A 21,016-nucleotide genomic window follows, 5' to 3' on the forward strand; every position below is an offset into this window, starting at 1 on the left:
CACCATGGGGTGATGCAACCGACCTTCACCGGTGTGTCCGGTCTCTCCGCGACGCCCGAAGTCGCCGTGGTCGTTGATGTGATGCGCGCATTCACCGTGGCCGCCTGGGCCTTCCGGCGCGGGGCGGAGAAGATCGTCTTCACCGGCACGCTCGACGAGGCCCTGGAGCTGAAGGCCCGCAACCCGGGCTGGCTCGCCTTCCAGGACGGCCCGCCGGTGCCGGGGTTCGACCTCGCCAACTCACCTGCCCGGCTGCGGTCGCTCGACGTCGCGGGCCGCACGGTGGTGCAGAAGACCACCGCCGGGACCGTGGGCGCCCTGGCGGTGGCCGACGCCCGGCTCCTGCTCTGTGCGAGCTTCGTGGTGGCGGAGGCGACGGCGCGGGTGCTGCGACACGCGCGGCCGGACGCGGTCACCTACGTGGTCACGGGGGACGGCGGACAGGCGGAGGAGGACCTGGCGTGCGCGCAGTACATCGCGGCACGGGCTGTGTCCGGCCCTACCGACGCCGCGCCGTTCGTCGACCGGGCCAGGCGCTCGGACGCCGCGGCGCGCCTCGCCGACGGGGTGCGTCGCGGCTGGGGCGGTGTCCACGCCGAGGACGTGGAGCTGTGCCTGGAGGTGGACACCTTCCCGTTCGCCATGTCGGCCGCCCGGGAGGACGACCGCCTGGTGCTGCGCCCGGTGAAGAGCGAGTCGCCGCACTGACCTGTCCGGTGCCGTCAGCGCGAGCGCAGTGTCTCCGAGGGGAGTTCGCCGAACCGGGCGCGGTACTTCTCGGCGAACCGGCCCAGATGGCCGAAGCCCCAGCGGTAGGCCACCGCGCCCACGGTCGTCGCGTCGGGGTCGGCGGCAGCGAGTTCGACGCGGACCCGGTCCATGCGCACGTCCCGCAGATACGTCATGGGCGAGCTGCCGACCTGACGGCGGAACACCTCCTGCAGCCAGCGCGCGCTCACCCCGGCGAGGTCCGCGAGTTCCGTGGTGGTGTACGGGTGCTCCGGCCGGGCGTGGATGGCGTCCACGACGCGCTTGACCGGCCGGGCGAAGCCGCTCGGGACGGGCCGGTCCAGGGCCTCCCGATAGGGGTGGTCGGTGGCCAGCAGCAGTCCGGTGAGCAGCGAGTCCCGCATCCGGGCGGCGAGCAGCGGCTGCCGCAGGAGCCCGCGGTCGTCCATGGTCTCGTCGACCACGAGCCGTAGCAGCCGCGCCCAGGTGCGGCCCGGCCCGGTGGTGAGGTCCATGGTCGGTGCCAGCCGCAGCGAGGGGCCGACGGCGTCGCCGGTGAGCGCCTCCAGGTGCCGTACGAGCGCGCGGGGCTCTATCTTCACGGCGAGCAGCCGGCAGTGGCGGTCCCATCGCTCCAGCGTCGTCCGCCCCTCCGGCTGGAACACCCCGGCCCGTGCGGGGCCGGCCACCGTCACGTCCTGCGCGGCCTGCCGCCAGGCCAGGTGCCCCGTCAGGGGGACGTCGACGTGATACGCGCCGAGGTCGTCGAAGCGCATCCGGACGTCCGCGCCGCAGCGCAGCTCACCGAGGGTCAGCGGGCCGAGGCGGGCCATCTCGAAGTCCGCGTCGAGGCTCTCCCCCGGCTCCAGCAGGTCCATGACGGTGTCGTAGAACATGGCGCCGATCGCGGCGCGGGCCTCGTCGAGGTCCGCCGTGCGCAGAGTGAGACGTGTGCGTGCCGGGTCCGTGCGCCTGGGAAAGTCAGCGGTCTCCGCCACGGGACGCGGCCTCCTCTCGATGGCTGGGCCGACCCGTTCGCCAGCCTAGGGGCCGGATCCCGAGCGGCATACAGGGCGGTCACACGGCCCCGACGGCTAGCCGGTGCGGCTGTCGTGTCCGGTCCGCCCAGGTGCGGTCCGCGGGCGTCGTGACGCATTCTTGCTGTGTCACCCACTCGGGCGGCGCACGGACGAGGTAGGACCGATGGCTGGGAGCGGGGAGGACGCAGGCCGGACGCGCGGAACCCTGGCCGCGCTGCTGGTCGACGCCTCCACCCGGGCACTCGACGCGGCCGACGGCCGCGTCGCAGGGGTGTACCTGCGCTCGGGCACCCCCGGCATGCTGCGCCTCGCGGTGCTCGCGGGGCTCCCCGGCCAGCTGTTCCGCCCCTGGTGGCGGCTGCATGTGAACGCTCCGTTCCCCGTCGCCGACGCCTACCGGCTGGGCGTGCAGATCACCCTGCCGAACGCCACGGAGATGGTGCGCCGCTATCCGCAGTTCGCGGCCGGTCTGCCGTTCCAGTTCGGCTCGGTCTACGTGCCCGTGCCGGGATCGTCGACTCCGTACGGCGTGCTCACGGTGCTGCGCCCGTCGGCCCAGGACTCGGTCGACGAGATACCCGGCCAGGAGATCCTCGGCCAGCTGGCCGAGGATCTGGGCGCCGGGATGCGCGGCCTCGCCGAGGGGCACGAGCCGTCGGTTCTGTGGGACGACGAGCCGCTGTGCGTGCGGCCGCCCGCCGCGCTTCCCACGGTGGGACGCATCGGCCGGTTCACCTGGGATCCGGCCGGTTCGGCGGTGACCGTGGACGACCGGCTGCACGACCTGCTCGGGGTGCGGCCGGGCGACTTCGCCGGCACCGCGCAGGCGCTGGCGGACGCCGTCGCGCCCGCCGACGCCCATCAACTGCTGGCCGCGCTGAGCGACACGGCCGCCGGAAAACCCCCGCCCGCACCGCTCCAGGTGCGGGCCGAGGACGGCAGTCCGCGGCTGCTGGAACTGTGGCCCGCGCCGAGCCCGGCCGACCCGTGCGTGGTGAGCGGGATCGTCCTCGACCCGGGTCCGGCGGCGTCCGCCGAGGGTGCGGCCGATCTGCTCCCGCAGGGTGTGTTCTGCCTGGACCGGATGGGCCTGATCGTGTACGCCAACCCGGCCGCGGAACGTCTGCTGGGCCCCGACCGCGCCGAGCTGCTGGGCCGCCCCCTGTGGGAGGCCCTGCCCTGGCTGAACCAGCCCCCGTACGAGGACCACCTGCGGAGCGCCCTGCTCTCCCCGGACCCGGTGTACTTCCACGTCCGGCGCCCGGCCGACGACGAGCCCGACTGGCTCGCGCTGTCCCTCCATCCGGGCGCCGACATCCTCACCTGCACCGTCGTGGCCGCGGACCGCGTGGACACCCCGGTCGGCCTGACGCCCGTCGACCCCGCGACGGCCGAGGTGCCCGGCACCGACCCCACCGTGGCCGCGGGCCCCTCGATGGCCCCGCTGTACCGGCCGATCGCCCTGGCCATCGCGCTGACCGACGCGGTCACCGCCCGCCAGGTGTCGGCGGTCGTCACCCAGGAACTGCTCCCCGCGTTCGACGGCCGCCGCCTCGCCATCTATCTGCTCCAGGAGCGCCATCTCTTCCTGGCCTGGGAGACCGGCTTCCCCCAGGGCTTCCTCGCGCCCTTCGAAGGCGTCGGCCTCGACGCGCATCTGCCGGGCGTGGAGACGCTCACCCACGGCCGCCCGATCTTCTTCGAATCCATGCAGCAGCTGGCCGCCGCCTACCCCGGCATACCCCTGGACGCGGTCGAGGGCGCCCGCGCCTTCCTCCCGCTGATCGCCTCCGGGCGGCCGGTGGGCTCGTGCATCCTCGGCTTCGACCGCTCCCGCAGCTTCAGCGCGGAGGAACGTACGCTCCTGACCGCGCTCGCCGGCCTGATCGCGCACGCGATGGAGAAGGCACAGCGCTACGACACCGAGGCCGCCCTCGCCCGCGGCCTCCAGCAGGCCCTGCTGCCCAGGCGGCTGTCCGCGCACCCGCTGGTGGAGACCGCCGGACGCTATCTGCCCGGCACCCAGGGCATGGACGTGGGCGGCGACTGGTACGACGTCGTCGAGGCCGGGGACGGGCTTGCGCTGGTCATCGGCGACGTCCAGGGACACGGCGTCCAGGCGGCCGCCACCATGGGCCAGCTGCGCAGCGCCGTACGGGCCTTCGCGCTCGGCGACCATCCGCCCGACGAGGTCATGAGCGGCACGAACCACCTGCTCATCGACCTCGATCCCGGCCAGTTCGCGAGCTGCTGCTACCTCCGGCTCGACCCGGTCACCGGTCTGGCCCGGGTCGCCCGCGCCGGACATCTCCCTCCGCTGCTGCGCGCCCCCGACGGCCGGACCCATGTGCTGCAGATACCCGGCGGCGTGGTGCTCGGCGTGGACCCGCACGCGCACTACCCGGTGGCGCGGCTGCGCCTGGAGCCCGACGCCATCCTCGCGCTGTACACCGACGGGCTCGTCGAGAAGCCCGACACCGACATCGACGAGGGCATCGCCGCGCTGCGCACGGTTCTGGAGAAGGCCGGAACGTCCGCCGGGCAGCGCGGCGGCCGCTCGCTGGCGGGGGTCGCCGACCGGCTCACCGCCACGGCCCGGCAGGCCACCGACCGGCCCGACGACGTGGCACTGCTGCTCGCCACCCGGCGCACCGCGCCCCGGCAACGCCGCTGACCCGCCACGAAATCCGTCGGATCAGTGCGGTCACCTCGTGCAACGCCCCTCGCCTACCGGGGCCGGGCAGTGTAGACATGGCACATGGTCCGACTGCCCGGCCGGCCCGATGCTCGGCCGCCCCGTCGCCCCGGGGATCCGCATCCAGCGCTCGACGCGCGTCAGCAGGAGGAGACCGGGCCGCGCCGCACCTGGGTCGGGAGACTGTGGTCGGCGGTGAGTGGCAGAAGCCTCGCCGGGCAGGTGTTCGTACTGCAAGTGGTGATCGTGCTGCTGCTGGTCGTGGCGGCCGTGGTGGCACAGGTCCTGCAAGTACGGCACGACATCACCCAGGAAGCCCTCAACCGCTCCCTCGCCGTCGCGGAGACCTTCGCCAACGCGCCGGGCACGGTCGCGGCGTTGCACAGTCCCGACCCGACGGCGATCCTCCAGCCGAAGGCCGAGGCCGCCCGCAAGGCGTCCGGGGTGGACTTCATCGTGGTGATGAACACCGAGGGGATCCGCTACACCCATCCCAAGCCGGACCGCATCGGCATGAAGTTCGTGGGGACCATCGGGCCCGCGCTGGCCGGCGGAACCGTCGAGGAGGAGATCAACGGGACCATCGGACGGCTGGTCCAGGTCGTGGTCCCGGTCAAGGCGGCCGACGGCACCGTGGTGGGCCTGGTCGCGTCCGGCATCACGACCGAGCACGTGGGCGGCACCGCGGACCAGGAAATGCCGCTCCTGCTCGGCGCGGCCGCGGCGGCGATGGCCCTGGCCACGGCGGGCACCGCACTGGTGAGCAGACGGCTGCTGCGGCAGACGCACGGCCTGGGCCCGCACGAGATGACCCGGATGTACGAGCACCACGACGCGGTGCTGCACGCCGTGCGGGAGGGCGTGCTCATCGTCAGCGGCGAGGGCCGTCTGCTGCTCGCCAACGACGAGGCGACCCGGCTGCTGGAGCTGCCCGAGGACGCCGAGCGGCGCGATGTGCGGGAGCTGGGCCTGGACGCCGACACGGCGGAGCTGCTGGCCTCGGGACGCGAGGCCACCGACGAGGTGCACCTCGTCAAGGACCGGCTGCTGGCCATCAACCAGCGGCCCACGGACGCGCGCGGCGGCCCGCCCGGCAGCGTCACCACGCTGCGCGACTCCACGGAACTGCGCGCCCTGTCCGGCCGCGCGGAGGTGGCACGCGAACGCCTCAACATGCTGTACGACGCCGGTGTCGGCATCGGCACCAGCCTGGACGTGACGCGTACCGCCGGGGAGCTGACGGAGCTGGCCGTGCCCCGGTTCGCGGACTTCGCCACCGTCGACCTGTACGAGACGGTGCTGCGCGGGGAGGAGCCGCAGCCCGGGACCGCGCTGCGCCGGGCGGCCTCCAGCAGTATCCGCAAGGACGCCCCGCTCTACCAGGTCGGCGAGCGCATCCGGTTCGTGGAGTCCTCGCCGCAGGCCCACAGCCTGGCCTCCGGCCGGTCCGTGGTCGAGCCACGGCTGCGCGAGGCGCCGGGCTGGCTCGCACAGGACCCCGAACGCACCGAGCGGGTGCTGGAGTACGGCATCCACTCGCTGATCACCGTGCCGCTGCGCGCGGGCAGCCTGGTCCTGGGCGTGGCCGGCTTCTGGCGCTCGGAGAAGCCCGACCCGTTCGACACGGACGAGCTGGCCCTCGCCGAGGAGCTCGCCGCCCGCGCCGCGGTGTCCATCGACAACGCCCGCCGCTACACCCGCGAGCACGGCATGGCGGTGACACTGCAGCGCAGTCTGCTGCCGCGCAGCCTGCCCGAGCAGAGCGCCCTGGAGATCGCCTACCGCTATCTGCCCGCGCAGGCGGGGGTGGGCGGCGACTGGTTCGACGTACTGCCGCTGTCCGGCACCCGGGTGGCCCTCGTGGTCGGGGACGTCGTGGGGCACGGGCTGCATGCAGCGGCCACCATGGGACGGCTGCGCACGGCGGTGCACAACTTCACCGCCCTCGATCTGCCGCCCGATGAACTGCTGAGTCTCCTGGACGAGTTGGTGGGCCGCATCGACCAGGACGAGACACCCGCGGACGGCGCCGCGGCGGTCACCGGCGCGACCTGTCTGTACGCGATCTACGATCCGGTCGCCCGGAACTGCACCGTCGCCCGGGCCGGCCATCCGCCGCCCGCCGTGATCCGGCCCGACGGCAGCGTGGAGTTCCCCGAGGTGCCCGCGGGGCCTCCGCTGGGTCTGGGGGGCCTGCCGTTCGAGACGGCCGAGCTGGAGCTGGCGGAGGGCAGCCGCCTGGTCCTGTACACCGACGGACTCGTCGAGGACCGGGATCGGGACATCGACGAGGGGCTGGAACTGCTGCGCTCCGCCCTGGAGCAGTCCGGCGACGGGCCCGAGGACACCTGCCGGGCCGTACTCGACCTGCTGCCGGATCGGCCCGGCGACGACATCGCCCTGATCGTCGCCCGCACCCGCGTGCTCGGGCTGGACCGGGTCGCGCAGTGGCAGGTGCCGTCCGATCCGGCGGCCGTCTCCGAGATACGGGCCTCGGTGACACGGCAGTTGGCGCGGTGGGAGCTGGAGGAGCTCACGTTCACCACGGAGCTGATCCTCAGCGAGCTGGTGACCAACGCGATCCGCTACGGCCGTGCGCCCATCCGGGTACGGCTGCTGTTCGACCGCACCCTCATCTGCGAGGTCTCCGACTGCAGTACGACCTCACCGCATCTGCGCTACGCGACGACCACGGACGAGGGCGGACGCGGCCTCTTCCTGGTCGCGCAGCTCGCCGAGCGCTGGGGCACCCGGTACATCCCCGGAGGCAAGGTCATCTGGGCCGAGCAGGCCCTGCCCTGAGGCCGTCGCGACGGGCGCGGAATTGTGTTGAGGGCCGGTCCTGGCATCGGAGATGATCTCCGTCATGTTCTCGCGCAGGAATCGCCGCCCCAAGACCCCCGAACTGCTCAAGGCCTGGGAGTGCCTGGACTCCGGCGACATACCCGGGGCGCTGCGGCAGTTGCGGGCCGGCGGGGAGGAGCAGCCCCTCGGTGAGGTGGCGCTCGTGGTCGGCCGAGCCGCGGGCGGTGCGGGCTTCGACGATCTTCAGCAGGCCGCGGCGGCGCTGGTGGCCCGGCCCGAACATGCCCAGGCCCTCTTCGACTTCGGGTACGCGTGCGTCGAACGCGGGCTGTCCTATCTGGCGATCCCCGCCCTGCGCGAGGTCCTGCGCGGCAACCCGGGCCGCCTCGGTGTCGTGCGGGAGCTGGTGTCGGCGTACGAACGCGAGGGGCGGCATCGCGAGGCGGCCGAGGAACTGGCCCGGCACGAGGCCGACTTCGCCGACTGGCCGGACCGCTACCTCCTGGTGTTCAACGCGATCATGTCGGGCGACCTCGCCCTGGCCGGGCGCCAGCACGCGCTGCTGCGGGACCCGGAGGACCCCATGTGGCTGCCCACGCAGGCCCGGCAGAGCCGCATGCTGGAACGCGCCGCCGCCGTCGGAGCCGCGACCGCGCTGGACCTCACCGATCTGCGCGGCTGGCAGTACGTGATCGGCGGAACCGTGCTCGGCACGCTCTCCCCGTACGGCTTCGACGCGGGGATGACGGGGCGTTACGCCTGGCTGCAGGACACCCCCGGCCAGTGCCTGCGCGGCCTGCTGCGGCTGCGGACGCTGCTCGACGCCGCCGAGGTGCGCCCGCGGTCCGTGTCGCTGCTGCCCGACCGGGGCTCGCGGATCCTCGGCCTGGCCGCGGCCGAGGTGCTGGGGCTGCCGGCGGAGCCGTTCGCGGCCGGGCGTGAGGACACCGTCGTCGTGGCGTACGACCTCAACGACGTCGCCGGGGTGGACGAGGGCCCCGAGATCCTCGGGCAGCTCTTCGAGCGGACCCCGGGGCAGGTGCTGCACGAGCACGCGAGCTCCTGGACCGACACCCCGGTCGTCACCGCCGACAGCGTGACGCTGCTCCACCAGTCGGTGGTGGCACCGTGGGGCGAGCAGCTGCGCCAGGGGGCCGACGGCGGCGTCGAGCAGGCACCGGCCGACGACCGCCCGGAGCCGGAACTCGCCGCCGAGATCACCGGCGCGGACCCGACCCCGGACGAGGCCGACGGCGAGGCCCCGCGGGACTCGGACGAGGCGTTCACGGCCTTCGTCACGGCAACACGCGCCACCTGGCTGCACGGTGACCGCGCCCGCCTGTCGTCCACGGGCCCGGTCCCCAGCTCCCGCTTCACCTGAGCCCATCGGATCCCCTGCGGCGACGCCCGTTCCGGGCGGAAAATGGGTGTGGTTGCTGCCCGTTGACGCCGTCTTGTCTGTGACCTCTTCGCGAAGCCAACGACAGCGCCCGCACCTGCCACCCTGCAAGCGCGGGCGCACAGATCGCCGTGCCCTTGCTACTCGTCGATCACCGCGCCGAAGCGGGCCGCGTGGGCGTTTCCGCCGAGGGATCCGGCGGCGTACGACCATGAACCGGGGGCCAGCAGGCCGCTGTTGCTCGCGGGCAGGAGCCACAGCGCGCCGTCGCCCGCGTTCTCGCCGGGGGCCGCCGCGAGGAGTTCGGCGCGGCCGTCCGCGTCGGTGTCCGCCAGCCGTACCTGGGCGCCCCAGGCGTCGTCCATCTCCGCGGTGCCGGGGATGTGCGGGGTGTTCTGATCGAAGGACTGGGCATGTGCCGCGGTCAGGCCCTCGCGGGAGCCGCGCAGCAGCCAGACCGCGCCGGCGTCGGCGACGGTGCCCACGTCCTCGCCCGGCGCGCCGACGGCCACGTCCGCGAAGCCATCGCCGTTCACGTCGGCGACGGACAGGTCGGCGCCCCAGGCGTCCCCGGCCTCGGACGAGCCCGGGACACCCGGGGAGTTCTGCGACCACCACTGCGGGCCGGTGCCAGGACCGTCCACGCCGGCGGGGCCGTTCTCGCCGCCGTAGTACACGCCGATCTTGCCGCCCGCGTCGCCCTCCGCCTCGTCGTCGGCGCTGCTGAGCTGGCCGACGACCAGGTCGTCGAATCCGTCCTTGTCGATGTCGCCGGAGGCGGTGCCCAGGCCGCCGGGCAGGTCCCGCCGGTAGGTCAGGCCGTCGCTGCCGCCCGCGTAGTACGCGGACCAGCCCTTGGTGTAGTCGTCGTCGGGGCTGTAGCCGGAGACGACCAGGTCGGCGAAGCCGTTGTGGTCGTAGTCACCGGTGGTCAGATACCCGGGCTGGAGCCGGTGGCCGGTGGAGTGCGGCGCGCCGACGAGTCGCAGGACGCCCGCGTGGTACGTGAACACGTGCAGGCCCACCTTCTGGTCGGCCACGACGAGCTGGTCGGCGTCGGTGTCCCCGGTGAAGCGGGCGGCGGCGGCCCCGAGGCCGAAGCGGGCGCCCGCGGCCGGCTTCGCGGCGGTGACGGAGGCGGTGCGCACGGCGCCCAGGCCGGCCTTGGAGCCGTACAGGACGGTCACCCGGCCGGCGTCCGCGACGCTGCCCTCGTCCTCGCCGGGCGCGCCGATGATCGCGTCGTCGTAGCCGTCGCCGTCCAGGTCGCCGGTGGCGACGGCCTGCCCGAAGTCGTCCCAGGCCTCGGAGGTGCCGGGCACCCCCTTGGTGGACTGGCTGATGACCGCCGTACGGCCCTTGGGCACGGTCGTGTTGGTGCCGATGCCGTTGGGGGCGCCGTACTGCACGGTGACGTACCCGGCGCCCTCCTTGCCGTCCACGGTGCCTTCCGGAACGCCGGTGAGGACGTCGGTGTAGCCGTCGCCGTTGAAGTCGCTGTTGCGGTCGGCGGCGGAGGTGCCGCCCGGGACGCCCGCGAACGCGGACGGCGCGGCCAGGATGCCGGCGCCGGCCAGCAGCAGGAAGGAGGCCGCGGTGACGGCGGCGGAGACTCCAAAGCGGCGGGCCGGGCGTGCGGTGCTGCTCATCTTCGTTTCCCCCAGGGGATGTTGATGGATCGTCAGGTCGGCCGGTCTTGCCGACACCGGGTTCGACACGGGGGTCCCGGAGGGAGTTGTGGCGCCGCGGAGGGCTGTGACGATTTGGTGACAACTCCGGCGGAGCGCGGACGCGGGGAGCACGGACACGGGGAGCACCCCCGTATCGCGCCGGGGGTGCTCCGCCGTCTGTCCGCACCGAGGCATCCCGTGGCGAGGGAAACCTCCCGGTCTTCCTGCGTCCCTTCAGAGGCTCTCCTCTCTGCCGTCACGCCGGTCGTCCGCCGGTGTGCGGTGGCCACCTGTCGGGCAGTTTAGACGAGGCCCCCTGTTAAATATCAATCCTGATTGGTATTACTCTCCCTGCAGTGCGCGACACCCGCGTCGACGGGTGCCGGATCCCGAGGAGGGCACAGGAGATGGGAAGATCACCAGCGGGCGGCAGCCCCGGTGAAGACAAGCGGCCACGGATGATCGCCCGGGGCTGGGTCCAGGCGGCGGCCCTCGTCACGCTCGGCGGGTTCTTGGTCCTCGGGCTGCTGGCGATGCGGACCTACCAGGCCCAGCCCCCGATACCGGAACGGACCGTCACCGCCTCCGGCCAGGTCGTCTTCACCGGTGACGATGTCCGCGACGGCCAGAAGGTGTTCCTGCGCGCCGGCCTGATGCAGTACGGCTCGATCTACGGCCACGGCGCCTATCTGGGACCGGACTTCACGGCCGACTACCTGCACCGCAGCGCCACCATGGTGCACAAGCGGTACAGCGATGCCGGCGTCGCGAACGCCGACGCGCGGACCGCCGCGGAGTACCGGACCAACCGCTACGACAAGGCGACCGGGACCCTGGTGTGGAGCGACGCCCAGGCCGCCGCCTTCACCGAGCTGACGAAGCACTACGCCGACCTGCTCGGCCGGCCCGACGGCAAGCAGGGCCTCAGGCCGGACGCGATCACCGATCCGGGCGAGATCCACGACGTCACCGCCTACTTCGGCTGGACGGCGTGGACCTCCGCGGCCGACCGTCCCGGCAAGGACTACTCGTACACCAACAACTGGCCGTCGGAGCCCCTGGTCCACAACAAGCCGACCGGTCACACCCTGACCTGGAGCGTGCTGTCGCTGATCTTCCTGCTCGTGGGCACCGGCGCGCTGTTCGCCGCCTTCGGACGCTGGAACTTCCTGGGCTGGCACCGGCGCGACCACCGGGAACTGCGCTTCCACGCGCCCGACAGCGTCCGGCTCACCCCGGCGCAGCGCACCACGGCCTGGTTCTTCTTCGCGATGGCCGGGCTGTTCCTGGCCCAGGCGCTGCTGGGCGCGGCCGCCCAGCACTACCGGGCCGACCTCGGCAGTTTCTTCGGCATCCCGCTCGACCGCTGGCTGCCGTACAACCTGGTCCGCACCTGGCACACCCAGCTGGCGATCTTCTGGGTGGTCACCTCGTTCCTGGCCATCGGCATCTTCATCACCCCGCTGATCGCCCGCGGCTGGGAGCCCCGCAAGCAGGCCCTGCTCAGCAGGATCCTGCTCGGCGCGCTGGTCGTCGTGGTCGTCGGCAGCCTGCTGGGCGAACTGGCCGGACAGCGCGGCTGGCTCGGCAACCTGTGGAGCGCGCTGGGCAACCAGGGCTGGGAGTATCTGGACCTCGGCCGGGTGTGGCAGGTCCTGCTGACCGGCGGCATGGTGATCTGGGTCGTGATCCTCTTCCGCGGACTGCGCCGCAGGCTGCGCCGGGAGAGCGTCGCCAACATGCCGTGGCTGTTCTTCCTGGCCGCGCTCGCGCTGCCCGCGTTCTACGCCGTCGGCCTGCTGGCCAGCCCCGAATCGCAGTTCACCGCGGCCGACTTCTGGCGCTTCATCGTGGTGCACCTGTGGGTCGAGGACTTCATGGAGCTCTTCACCACCGCGACCGTCGCCTACCTGTTCGTGCTGCTGGGTGTCGTCCGTGAGCGGGTGGCACTGTCCGTGATCTTCCTCGACATCGTGCTGTACGGTGCGGGCGGCGTGATCGGCACCATGCACCACCTGTACTTCTCGGGTGAGCCCGCCGAGCACCTGGCACTGGGCGCGACGTTCTCCGCCCTCGAAGTGGTACCGCTGCTCTTCCTCACCGTCGAGGCGTGGAGCTTCCTGCAGATCGGCGCCCGCCGGCACAGCCCGTCGAGCACACCGTTCCCGCACCGCTGGGCCGTGATGTTCCTGGCCGCGGTCGGCTTCTGGAACTTCCTGGGCGCCGGTGTGTTCGGCTTCCTGGTCAACCTGCCCATCGTGTCGTACTACGAGATGGGCACGGGTCTGACGGCGAACCACGCGCACGCCGCGATGATGGGCGTGTACGGCATGCTGGCGGTCGGCTTCGCGGTGTTCGCGCTGCGCTACCTCATCCCCGAGAACCGGTGGTCGGACCGCTGGCCCCGGATGGCGTTCTGGTCGCTCAATCTCGGGCTGGCGTGGATGTCGTTCGCCACGCTGCTGCCCGGTGGCGCCCTTCAGCTGTACAAGGTCGTCGAGAGCGGCTACGCGGACGCGCGCAGCCTCGGCTATCTGCAGGGGGACACCAATGTCTTCCTGGAGTGGCTGCGCCTGCCCGGAGACGTGGTGTTCCTGGTCGGCGGCGTGCTGCCGCTGCTGTGGCTGACCTGGCTGGGCGTGCGTCATCGCGCCGGGAGGACCAGGCAGCCGGCGGACGCCGAGCTGAGCCTGCTGTTCACCGCAGTGGGACCCGCCCCGGCCGGGGCCGAGGGCGACGTGTTGGACGACGACCCGGACGACGACCCGGACGAGGACGGCGGGCGCTCCCCCGAACCGCCCGCCGCGGCGGCGGTGGCGCCGTGAGCGGGGAGGCCCTGCTCACCGCCGGATACCTGGGGGTGCTCCTGCTGGTCGTGATCGGCCTCGACCTCTACGGACGGCAGAGCACCGGCGCCTGGGAGTCGCGCATCTTCACCGGCTACCACCGGGCGGCCGGGCAGAGCCCCGAACCGGTCAGCCGTGACGCCTGGCCGCACTCGGAGGTGCACCGCTTCCACCGGGCCGTGTCGCTGTTCGTGTCCGTGGTCGCGCTCGTCCTGGCGGGCGGGGAGGCGCTCCGTCACCACGCCCCGGCGGAGCTCGCGCTCCTCGTGGCGGTGGCCCTCCCGCACGGCGTGCTGCTCGCCCTGCTGGGCCGCAGGCTGCGGCACGCCAAGGTCTCGCCACCGGAGTGACCGACGCGTCGCCGTCCTGCCGCGAGGGTTAGAAACAAGACTTCCTGTTTCTAACCCTCGCGGTCGTATCATTTCTCCATGGCTCCACGACGACAGCTCACCGACGCGGGCACCGGCGCTCCGGTGCAAAGGGGAAGGCGCGCTGCCGTCCTGCAACTGCTCCGTGCGGAGGACGGCCGCCCGCTGGGTGTGGCCGAGACCGCCGAACGGGTCGGGGTCCACCTCAACACCGCCCGTTTCCATCTGGACGCGCTGGTCGCCGACGGCCTGGCGGTCCGTGACAGCGCGCCCCGCAGTGAGCCGGGGCGACCGAAGATCGTCTACTCGGCCGTCGCCTCGGACGCGTCGGACGGGTCGCGCAGTTTCCAGTTGCTGTCGGACATTCTGCTCGGTGTCGTGTCCTCCTCGGTGGAGGACCCGGTGGCCGCGGCGACCCGGGCCGGCCGTTCCTGGGGCTCGTACCTGACCGCCCCTCCCGCGCCCACCGAGCGGATCGGCGCGGAGGAAGGGGAGCGCCGGCTGGTGGCGACCCTGGAGGACATGGGCTTCGTCACGGAAGCGGAGCAGGAGCAGGAGCAGGAGCAGAAGCACGCGCAGGAGCGGGAGCAGGAGCAGGAGCGGGAACCCGAGGCGGGCACGGAGCCGGAGGCCAGAACCACCGACCGGCGACTGCTTCTGCACCACTGCCCGTTCCGTGAGGTGGCCCAGCGGCGCCCCGACATCGTCTGCGCGATCCATCTCGGCCTGATGCAGGGCACGGTGGAGACGCTGCGGGCCCCGCTGACCGCGGAGAGCCTGGAGCCTTTCGTCACCCCGCACCTGTGCGTGGCCACCCTACGGCGCGCCGAGGGGGCCTGAACTCCCGTCAGGAGCGCGCCGCCGAGCCCGTCTCCTGGGCGATGCGGGCGATCAGCCCGTCGAGCACCTGCTCGGCCTGTTCCGGGTCGAAGTCCTCACCCAGCCGCTTGCGCACCCCGTCGTCGCTGAGGAGATGGTGCACCACCGGCTGCACCTCGTGCCGGGCGAGGCAGTTGCGGGCGCACTGGAGCACACAGCCGTCCACGGCGATGACGGGGCGGCCGCTGCGGGCCTTGCGTACCAGACTCGGCACGTCCCCGCCGACCCCGGCGATGCACGACATCTCGGCGATGCCGCGCCGGTCGAGCTGCACGGCGATCCAGTTGGTCATCTGGGCCGCGCTCGAACAACCCGAGCAGGAGTAGACAAGGGGCAGATCACGACGACGGTTCACCCGGGGGCCTCGCTGGTTACGACGGACAGTGTGCGGCGCGGCGGTGTACGGCACGCGCCCCGCGAGCCTAGGCCGGGCGACCGCCGGCGACATGGGCCGGGCGGGATAGGTGTGGGGGTCCGTTGGACTCCCCCCGCGGTGCCGAACGACCCCCCTCACCTCGGGGAGGTCAGCCAAGGGCGCGGTCCAGGTTGAACGCGGCGCTGATCAGTGCCAGGTGGGTGAACGCCTGGGGGAAGTTGCCCTGCTGCTCGCCGGTGCGGCCGATCTCCTCGGCGTACAGGCCGAGATGGTTGGCGTAGGTGAGCATCTTCTCGAAGGCCAGCCGCGCCTCGTCCAGCCGCCCGGCGCGCACCAGCGCCTCGACGTACCAGAAGGAGCAGATCGAGAAGGTGCCCTCGTCGCCGCGCAGCCCGTCGGGGCTGGCCTGGGGGTCGTAGCGGTAGACGAGGGAGTCGGAGACCAGGTCGTCGGTGAGGGCGTCCAGGGTGGACAGCCACTTGGGGTCGGTGGGTGCGATGAACTTCGCCAGCGGCATCATCAGGAGCGACGCGTCGAGGACCTCGTCGCCCTCGTGCTGGACGAAGGCGCGGCGCACCGGCGACCAGCCGAGGTCCATGATCCTGCGGTAGATGGCGTCACGGCTCGTCCGCCAGCGGCGGTGGTCGGCCGGCAGGCCACGCCGGTTGGCGAGCCGGATGGCGCGCTCGATCGCCACCCAGCACATCAGGCGCGAGTACAGGAAGTTCTTGCGGCCGCCGCGGGTCTCCCACACGCCCTCGTCGGGCTGGTCCCAGTGGTCGCAGACCCAGTCGACCAGCCGGGAGACGTTGTCCCACTGGTCGCTGGAGATCGGCTCGGCCCATTTGTCGTAGAGGTAGATCGAGTCGATGAGGGCGCCGTAGATGTCGAGCTGGAGCTGGTCGGCGGCGGCGTTGCCGACCCGGACCGGAGCTGATCCCAGGTGGCCCTCCAGGTGATCGAGTTCGCGTTCGGGCAGGTCGGTGCGGCCGTCGATGCCGTACATGATCTGCAGCGGGCCCGAGGGCGAGCCGTCGCCCGGGCCGATGAGGCCGGTCAGGAAGTTCATGAACGCCCGGGCCTCGCCGCTGAAGCCCAGCCGCAGCAGCGCGTAGACGCAGAACGCGGCGTCCCGGATCCACACATAGCGGTAGTCCCAGTTGCGCTCGCCGCCGAGCTGTTCGGGGAGGCTGGTGGTCGGCGCGGCCACGATGGCGCCGGTCGGCGCGTAGGTGAGCAGTTTCAGGGTGAGGGCGGAGCGGTGCACCATCTCCCGCCAGCGCCCGCGGTAGCGGGACTGGTGCAGCCAGCGCCGCCAGTAGCGGACCGTGGCCTCGAATTCGTGCTCGGCCTCGGTGCGGGCGCAGCCGCGGGGCGCTATGGCGTCGCCGACCCGGTCGAGGGCGAACACCGCGGACTCGCCCTCGGCGAGCTTGAAGTCGGCGCGCGCGTCCACGCCGTCGCTCTCCAGGGTCACCGTGGAGGTGAGCGCGAGGGCCATCTGCGGGGACTCGAAGACGGCCGTGTCGCCGAGCAGCTTCAGCGTGTGCGGGGCGGCGCCGTAGTCGAAGCGCGGGGCCACCCGGACCCGGAAGGGTACGGTGCCGCGGACGCACAGGACGCGGCGGATCAGCCGGTGCCGGTCGGCCTCCGCGGACTCTCCGGTGACGGGCATGAAGTCCTGGACCTCGCCGACCCCCTCGTCGGTGAAGAACCGGGTGATCAGCACATTGGTGTCGGGGAAGTAGAACTGCTTGGTACGGGCCGGCACGGAGGCGGCGAGCTCGAAGCAGCCGCCGCGGTCCGCGTCCAGGATCGACGCGAAGACGCTCGGGGAGTCGAACGACGGGCTGCAGTACCAGTCGATCGTGCCGTTGCTGCCCACCAGGGCCACGCTGCGCAGGTCGCCGATCAGTCCGTGCTCGGCGATCGGCAGATAGCGGGGACTCCCGCGTGCGTCCTGGTACGGCGTCTCGGTCATCGCGGCAGCCTCCCGGATACGGGCGTGCGGACTGTCTCCAGCTTAGGAGGGAAGGGGGCCGTGGGCTCTTCCGGATGCAGGGCGGGCTCCGGCGGTGAATCGTGAGAGTGGGCCGGTTTCGCGGCACCGGCAGCGGTGCGGGCGGCCGGTCCGGAGGAGGAGGCATCATGTCGACGTCACAACCCGAAGAGTCCCGGTCCGCCGACGACCGGGCGACCCCGGACGCCCTGCTCCACACCTGCCCCGGCACGGGCGTGGCGCCCGAGGATCTGGTACTCGCCACCGGCCGGGACATCACACCGGCCAATCTCGAATGGGCACGGCGCAAGCTGGAGACCGAGGGCCCGATAGCCATCGAGAAGCTGCTCCCCTGAGGGCCGTCCGGGGTCAACTCACAGACGGGGGGAAACCGGCTCGGCACGACCGACCGGAGACGCTGCACGCGCCCGGCCCGCGACTCCACCGAAGACGCGGACCGGGCGCTCGGCGCTGTCCTGGGGGCGGATGCGGGGCACCGGCCGTCGCCCTCACCGGCAGCCGTCGCCCTCACCGGCGTCGTCCGCGGGCACGCAGACGACCCGGACGCGTTGGATCGCGTTGTTGGCGAAGCCGCCGCGGTTCCAGTGCTGGTCCGCGGGCTGGGTGTGGCCGTCGGCGTCGGTCGCGCGGGCGGCGAGGACATGGGGTCCCGAGGTGGCGGTCCATGTCCAGTGCCAGCGGCGCCAGGCCCAGCGGTGCCCGTCCGCCGGGTCGAGGCGGGCCGGGTGCCAGTTGGCTCCCCCGTCGGTGCTGACCTCGACCGCCGTCACCGGCGCCTGCCCGGACCAGGCCCGGCCCTCCAGCGGTACCGGTCCCGGCCGGACCACCCGGGTCCGGGACATGAAGTCCGGGAAGCCCGGCGGGACCAGCAGGGCGCGCGGCGCGATACGGGTGACCGGCTCGCCCTCGTCCCCGGGGCGCTGCCGGAGCCGGTAGGCCACGGCCTGCTGGAATCCCGTGAACGCTCGCGCACTCACCGTGATGTCGCGCAGCCACTTCACCTGCGCCATGCCGTACCAGCCGGGCACCACCAGCCGGATCGGGTGGCCGTGCTGCGGGGGCAGCGGGGCGCCGTTCATGCCGTAGGCCACCAGCACCTCGGGGTCGTCGCCCATGGCCACGCCCACCGGCAGGGCGCGCTGGTAGTCCTGTTCGGTCCCGCGCTCCACTCCGTGGTCGGCTCCGGTGAAGACCACGTCGACGGCCGCCGGGTCCACGCCCGCCTCGGCGAGCAGCAGCCGCAGCGGTACGCCGGTCCACTCGGCCGTGCCGACGGCCTCGACCAGCCAGGGCTGGCTCACCGGGCGGGGCGCCAGCAGGGCACGGCCGTTTCCGGCGCACTCCAGGGTCACCCGGGTGGTGACCGCGGGGAACGCCCGCAGGTCGGCCGGGGTGAGCCGGAGCGGGCGGCGGACCAGGCCGTCCACCGTCAGGCGCCAGCGGGTGGTGTCGGGGACGTACGGGATGTCGTAGTGGGTGAGGACGTAGTGCAGGCCGGGCGGGGTGATGTCGTGGCGCAGGGCCTCCAGCGGGAGTCCGTGGTTGCGGGTGGCGAGCGCGAGTTCGTCCGGGCCGATGCCCTCCTCGGGTCCGGCCAGCCGGGCGGGTGCGCTCACATCGTCGAGTCGACGGCCCATGGCCGTATTGTCCCTCCGGCGGGTGCGGTACGGCGAGGACGGCGAGGGGCGGCCGGCAACTCCCGCGAGCCGGACGCGGGTTCCGTTCTGGACGTTGGTTTCCCGTTCACCCTTTCGAAGAGAGCCCGAGGGCTGACACACTCCGGAGGGTGCCCGACTTCGACTTCGACATGCTCGTCATCGGATCCGGCCCGGGCGGCCAGAAGGCCGCCATCGCCGCGGCCAAGCTCGGCCGCCGGGTCGCCGTCGTCGACCGCCCCGACATGGTCGGTGGGGTCTCCATCCACACCGGCACCATCCCCTCCAAGACCCTGCGCGAGGCGGTGCTGTATCTCACCGGTCTCACCCAGCGCGATCTGTACGGGCAGAGCTACCGGCTGAAGGAGGACATCACCGTCGCCGATCTGACCGCGCGCACCCAGCACGTGGTCGGCCGGGAGGTGGACGTCATCCGCAGCCAGTTGTCCCGCAACCATGTCTCCCTCTACGCCGGTACGGGCCGCTTCGTCGACCCGCACACCATCGGGCTGCGCGAAGTCACCGGCCACGAAAGGCTGTTGAGCGCGGAGCACATCGTGATCGCCACCGGCACCCGGCCCGCCCGGCCGGACAGCGTCGAGTTCGACGGGCGCACGATCATGGACTCGGACAATGTGCTCACGCTGGAGCGGGTGCCGCGGTCCATGGTCATCGTCGGCGCGGGGGTGATCGGCATGGAGTACGCCTCCATGTTCGCCGCGCTGGGCAGCAAGGTGACCGTGGTGGAGAAGCGCCCGGGAATGCTGGACCTGTGCGACGTCGAGGTCATCGAGTCGCTCAAGTACCACCTGCGGGACCTCGCCGTCACCTTCCGCTTCGGGGAGACCGTCGCCGCCGTGGAGCGGCACGCACGTGGCACCCTGACCGTCCTGGAGAGCGGCAAGAAGATCCCGGCCGACGCGGTGATGTACTCCGCGGGACGCCAGGGCCTCACCGATGAACTCGACCTGGCCAAGGCGGGCCTGGCCGCGGACCCGCGCGGCCGGATCCGGGTGGACGAGCACTACCGCACCGAGGTCCCGCACATCTATGCCGTCGGCGACGTCATCGGCTTCCCGGCGCTCGCCGCGACCTCGATGGAACAGGGCAGGGCGGCCGCGTACGACGCCTTCGGGGAGCCCGTCGGCCGTATGCACAACCTGCAGCCGATCGGCATCTACACCATTCCGGAGATCAGCTTCGTGGGCCGCACCGAGGACCAGCTCACCGAGGACTGCGTGCCCTTCGAGGTCGGCATCGCCCGCTACCGGGAACTGGCCCGGGGGCAGATCATCGGCGACTCCCACGGCATGCTCAAGCTGCTGGTCTCCCCCGAGGACCGCACGCTGCTCGGCGTGCACTGCTTCGGTACGGGGGCCACCGAGCTGATCCACATCGGGCAGTCCGTGATGGGCTGCGGCGGTACGGTCGACTACCTGGTCGACGCCGTCTTCAACTACCCGACGCTGGCCGAGTCCTACAAGGTCGCGGCACTGGACGCCACCAACAAACTGCGCCAGATCGACCACCTGGAGGACTGACCGGGGCGTGGAAGGGACGCTTCCGGGGCGGGAGTTGGGCCCTCGCCCGGCGAGGGAGATTACCGACTGGTCAATCTTGAAAGGTCAAAGAGGGCCGCTATCATCACACCCACACGCGGTGTGACCGACTGTCGACGCAGGGCTGATCGGAATTCACCAGTCTTTTCTTCTCCTGGCCGGCCACTGACCCGAGGCCATCCCTCTACGGGTTCGGGGCGGGTCCCACACCCCCCACCCGTGCGCCGCGGGCCGGCCCGTCCGTGCGCGTGCACAACCGGAAAGCAGCACATCCATGAGCAACAACAGGGGCAGAGGGCTGCAGGCCAATGCCCTCGGTACGTTCGACACCGTGGTCATGGCCGTCGCGGGCAGCGCACCGGCGTACTCGCTGGCCGCGACCACGGCGGTGCTGGTCGGCACGGTGGGCCTGGCCAGTCCGGCGGCCCTGCTGTACTGCGCGATACCCATGCTGGGCATCGCGCTGGCGTTCAGCTACCTCGGCCGGATCGACGTGAACGCGGGCGCCAGTTACTCCTGGGTGGGCCGCACCCTGCACCCGTTCCTGGGCTTCGTCAGCGGCTGGGCGCTGGTGGTCTCCGCGACCATCTTCATGGTGGCCGGTTCGCTGCCCGCCGGTTCGATGACGCTCGCGCTGTTCGACGAGAACCTCGCCGACAACACGGCCCTGTCGACGGTGATCGGCGCGGCCTGGTTCCTGATCATGCTGGGCGTGGTGCTCGGCGGCGCCCGGCTCACGGTCCGCGCGCAGCTGCTGATGTCCGGCGTCGAGCTGGTCGTGCTGGGCCTGTTCGCGGTGCTGGCGCTCTTCCACACCGGTGACACCCGCGCCTTCGACTGGTCCTGGCTGGGCTTCTCCCACTTCGACGGGATGGCCGGCTTCGCCTCGGGCGCGCTGATCGCCGCGTTCTACTACTGGGGCTGGGACGTCACCAGCAACCTCAGCGAGGAGACCCGCGACAGCCGTCGTACGAC

At 72.3% G+C, this 21,016-nt stretch carries 15 protein-coding genes; 10 read left to right on the plus strand and 5 right to left on the minus strand.

All coding sequences use genetic code 11. The annotated features are described in order from the left end of the window. Positions 1–12 precede the first annotated feature (12 nt). A complete protein-coding gene (locus AB0I54_RS39350) occupies positions 13–708 on the plus strand; it encodes a 2-phosphosulfolactate phosphatase (RefSeq protein WP_363301116.1) in 696 nt (231 codons plus the stop codon). Between the two features lie 14 nt (positions 709–722). Here AB0I54_RS39350 and AB0I54_RS39355 read toward each other — a convergent pair whose 3' ends face one another. Continuing rightward, positions 723–1,727 (minus strand): AraC family transcriptional regulator, encoded by a 1,005-nt coding sequence (locus AB0I54_RS39355; protein WP_363301117.1) that lies wholly within the window; start codon positions 1,725–1,727, stop codon positions 723–725. A 205-nt stretch (positions 1,728–1,932) separates the two neighbouring features. On the opposite strand from AB0I54_RS39355, the gene AB0I54_RS39360 reads away from it, so the two are divergent. From AB0I54_RS39360 to AB0I54_RS39370, 3 genes are all read left to right on the plus strand, one after another. Then, positions 1,933–4,443: a SpoIIE family protein phosphatase gene (locus AB0I54_RS39360; protein WP_363301118.1), complete on the plus strand. Its 2,511-nt coding sequence runs from the start codon at positions 1,933–1,935 to the stop codon at positions 4,441–4,443. An 84-nt stretch (positions 4,444–4,527) separates the two neighbouring features. Continuing rightward, positions 4,528–7,266, plus strand: coding sequence for a SpoIIE family protein phosphatase (locus AB0I54_RS39365; RefSeq protein ID WP_363301119.1), 2,739 nt, complete (start codon positions 4,528–4,530; stop codon positions 7,264–7,266). A gap of 64 nt (positions 7,267–7,330) precedes the next feature. Continuing rightward, the gene (locus tag AB0I54_RS39370) at positions 7,331–8,650 is read left to right on the plus strand and encodes a hypothetical protein (protein WP_363301120.1); all 1,320 of its coding nucleotides are present in this window, start codon (positions 7,331–7,333) and stop codon (positions 8,648–8,650) included. Between the two features lie 158 nt (positions 8,651–8,808). On the opposite strand, the gene AB0I54_RS39375 is transcribed toward AB0I54_RS39370, so the two are convergent. Then, a complete protein-coding gene (locus AB0I54_RS39375; protein WP_363301121.1) occupies positions 8,809–10,317 on the minus strand; it encodes an FG-GAP repeat protein in 1,509 nt (502 codons plus the stop codon). Between the two features lie 428 nt (positions 10,318–10,745). Between AB0I54_RS39375 and AB0I54_RS39380 the strand changes: the two genes are divergently transcribed. The 3 genes from AB0I54_RS39380 to AB0I54_RS39390 all read left to right on the plus strand — a co-directional run bounded on the left by AB0I54_RS39380 (position 10,746) and on the right by AB0I54_RS39390 (position 14,392). Further along, positions 10,746–13,163, plus strand: coding sequence for a cbb3-type cytochrome c oxidase subunit I (locus AB0I54_RS39380; protein ID WP_363301122.1), 2,418 nt, complete (start codon positions 10,746–10,748; stop codon positions 13,161–13,163). Beyond that, positions 13,160–13,534 (plus strand): hypothetical protein, encoded by a 375-nt coding sequence (locus tag AB0I54_RS39385; protein WP_363301123.1) that lies wholly within the window; start codon positions 13,160–13,162, stop codon positions 13,532–13,534. The genes AB0I54_RS39380 and AB0I54_RS39385 overlap by 4 nt, the downstream gene beginning before the upstream one ends. A gap of 78 nt (positions 13,535–13,612) precedes the next feature. Beyond that, positions 13,613–14,392 carry a helix-turn-helix domain-containing protein gene (locus AB0I54_RS39390; RefSeq protein ID WP_363301124.1) on the plus strand — a complete coding sequence of 260 codons (780 nt, stop codon included), beginning with the start codon at positions 13,613–13,615 and terminating at the stop codon, positions 14,390–14,392. 7 nt (positions 14,393–14,399) lie between these two features. On the opposite strand, the gene AB0I54_RS39395 is transcribed toward AB0I54_RS39390, so the two are convergent. Next, a complete protein-coding gene (locus AB0I54_RS39395; protein ID WP_363301125.1) occupies positions 14,400–14,879 on the minus strand; it encodes a putative zinc-binding protein in 480 nt (159 codons plus the stop codon). A gap of 76 nt (positions 14,880–14,955) precedes the next feature. Beyond that, the gene (locus tag AB0I54_RS39400) at positions 14,956–16,788 is read right to left on the minus strand and encodes a glycoside hydrolase family 15 protein (protein ID WP_363301126.1); all 1,833 of its coding nucleotides are present in this window, start codon (positions 16,786–16,788) and stop codon (positions 14,956–14,958) included. Positions 16,789–16,955: 167 nt separating this feature from the next. Between AB0I54_RS39400 and AB0I54_RS39405 the strand changes: the two genes are divergently transcribed. Further along, the gene (locus AB0I54_RS39405; RefSeq protein ID WP_363301127.1) at positions 16,956–17,162 is read left to right on the plus strand and encodes a hypothetical protein; all 207 of its coding nucleotides are present in this window, start codon (positions 16,956–16,958) and stop codon (positions 17,160–17,162) included. 153 nt (positions 17,163–17,315) lie between these two features. Here AB0I54_RS39405 and AB0I54_RS39410 read toward each other — a convergent pair whose 3' ends face one another. Further along, positions 17,316–18,464 (minus strand): sulfite oxidase, encoded by a 1,149-nt coding sequence (locus tag AB0I54_RS39410; protein ID WP_363301128.1) that lies wholly within the window; start codon positions 18,462–18,464, stop codon positions 17,316–17,318. 149 nt (positions 18,465–18,613) lie between these two features. On the opposite strand from AB0I54_RS39410, the gene sthA reads away from it, so the two are divergent. Both sthA and AB0I54_RS39420 read left to right on the plus strand, forming a co-directional pair. Beyond that, on the plus strand, positions 18,614–20,023 hold the full coding sequence (gene sthA / locus AB0I54_RS39415; protein ID WP_363301129.1) for a Si-specific NAD(P)(+) transhydrogenase: 1,410 nt from the start codon (positions 18,614–18,616) through the stop codon (positions 20,021–20,023). A gap of 292 nt (positions 20,024–20,315) precedes the next feature. Next, positions 20,316–21,016: APC family permease (locus tag AB0I54_RS39420; protein ID WP_363301130.1), on the plus strand; the 701-nt coding region annotated here is incomplete at its 3' end.

Source organism: Streptomyces sp. NPDC050625 (assembly GCF_040654755.1).
Classification (GTDB): domain Bacteria; phylum Actinomycetota; class Actinomycetes; order Streptomycetales; family Streptomycetaceae; genus Streptomyces.